Here is a 1,806-nt window from a genome sequence, read left to right as displayed (position 1 = left end):
GGTCATCGGGGCGAGCGGCACGACCGTGGCCGGTGTACCGGCATCGGCCGCGGCGGTGATGGTGTCGCGCAGGAGGTCCAGCGCGGGGCGCGGGTCCGGCGCGAGGGTCGGGGCCGGCATCCCGAGGTCGGCCATGCCGTCGGCGCCGTGGACGTGCCGGGCGTCGACCGGGTCCTCGAGCAGCGGGCGAGCGGCGCCGACCCCGACGGGCACGTCCCCGCGGCCGGCGGTCTCGAGCACCGTGAGGGTGTTGCGCACGACGTCGGCGAGCGGCGCGTTGCCCCCGACGCAGGTGACGGCGCGCAGGTCCAGGGCGGGATGGAGCGCGGCGAGGAGCAGCGCGCAGGCGTCGTCGACGCCGGTGTCGACGTCGAGGATCACGGGCAGGGTCGGCATGGGCTCGATCATGGCGGATGCCGTGCCGTCGCGTACCGTCGTGCGGTGACCTTTGCGACGTCCCGGCCATCCCGCGAGCGTGCCCGAGTGGGCACGCGTGCAGTGGTGGGCTCCCTGGCCACCATGATCGTCGTCGGGGTCGCCGGGTGCTCGGGCAGCCCGGACCCCGGGGCGGCCTCGGTCGTGTCGTCGCCACCGGCCACTCCGTCGGCGACGGCGAGCGCGACCGTGAGCGCGACGCCGACGGTGAGCGCGACGGCATCCGCATCGCCTGCCGGGTGCGTGGCGACGACCTTCGAGTCGTTGTCGGCGCAGCAGCGGCTCGGGCAGCTGCTCATGGTCGGCTTCGACACCAACGCCCCGCTGAACTCGCTCGATGACCTGGTCGCCAAGGAGCACGTGGGTAACGTCATCTACCTCGGCGGGTGGGAGGGCGCGCCGAAGGTGACCCGCACGTCGACGCACCTGCAGGGGCTGGTCTCGCCAGAGGCCACCGGCGGGGTGGGGCTGCTCATCGCGGCCGACCAGGAGGGCGGCGTCGTGCACCAGCTGCGCGGCGAGGGCTTCACCCGCCCACCGACGGCGTCCAAGCAGGCGCAGATGTCACCCGCCGAGCTGACGCGTGAGGCGACCGGCTGGGCCAAGGAGATCAAGGCCGCCGGGGTCAACGTCAACCTCGCCCCGGTGACCGACACGGTGCCGAAGGAGATCGGCAAGGACAACGAGCCGATCGGGCGCTGGGGGCGGCAGTACGGCTCGACCCCGAAGGCGGTGTCGCGGTCGGCGACGGCGTTCCTGGAGGGGATGCTCGAGGGCGGCGTCGAGGGCACGGTCAAGCACTTCCCGGGGCTCGGGCGGGTGCGCAACAACACCGACTTCTCGGCGACCGGCATCACCGACTCGGTGGCCACGACGGATGACCCGTTCCTCCAGCCGTTCGCCGACGGCATCGAGGCCGGCGCGGGCTTGGTGATGATGGCCTCGGCCCGCTACCCCAAGCTCGACAAGGCCAACCCCGCGATGTTCTCGGAGAAGATCGTCACCGGACTGCTGCGCGAGCAGATGGGGTACGAGGGTGTCGTCATCACCGACGACGTCAACGCGCAGGCGCTGGACGCGGTGCCGGTCGGTGACCGGGCGGTGCGTCACATCGGCGCCGGCGGCGACATCGTGCTGACGGGTGCGGCGTCCGATGCCGACGAGATGCTCGAGGCGCTGGCCGCGAAGTCGGCGGCGGATGCCGGCTTCGCCGCACAGGTCGACGCGTCGGTCGCGCGGGTGCTCACCCTCAAGGAGCGGATGGGCCTGCTGCCCTGCTCCACGTCGACCCCCTGACCGAGGGATCGCCGCCGCCAGCGGGAAGCGAACGTCGTCGCCCACCCGTCGGATCCACGTGCGTCATATCGCCCA

2 protein-coding genes are annotated in these 1,806 nt (G+C 73.0%); one reads left to right on the top strand and one right to left on the bottom strand.

The features are described 5' to 3' along the window. On the bottom strand, window positions 1-396 hold a 396-nt coding region (locus PLL68_RS14715; protein WP_324535363.1), incomplete at its 3' end, for a nucleoside hydrolase. Window positions 397-483: 87 nt separating this feature from the next. Here PLL68_RS14715 and PLL68_RS14710 point away from each other — a divergent pair. Continuing rightward, window positions 484-1,731 (top strand): glycoside hydrolase family 3 N-terminal domain-containing protein, encoded by a 1,248-nt coding sequence (locus PLL68_RS14710; RefSeq protein ID WP_324535361.1) that lies wholly within the window; start codon window positions 484-486, stop codon window positions 1,729-1,731. Window positions 1,732-1,806 lie beyond the last annotated feature (75 nt).

Origin of the sequence: Ornithinibacter sp. (genome assembly GCF_035443565.1) — a bacterium.
Classification (GTDB): domain Bacteria; phylum Actinomycetota; class Actinomycetes; order Actinomycetales; family Dermatophilaceae; genus Fodinibacter.
The sequence above is the reverse complement of the archived record's forward strand: the minus strand, read 5'-3'. Positions and strand labels throughout refer to the sequence as shown.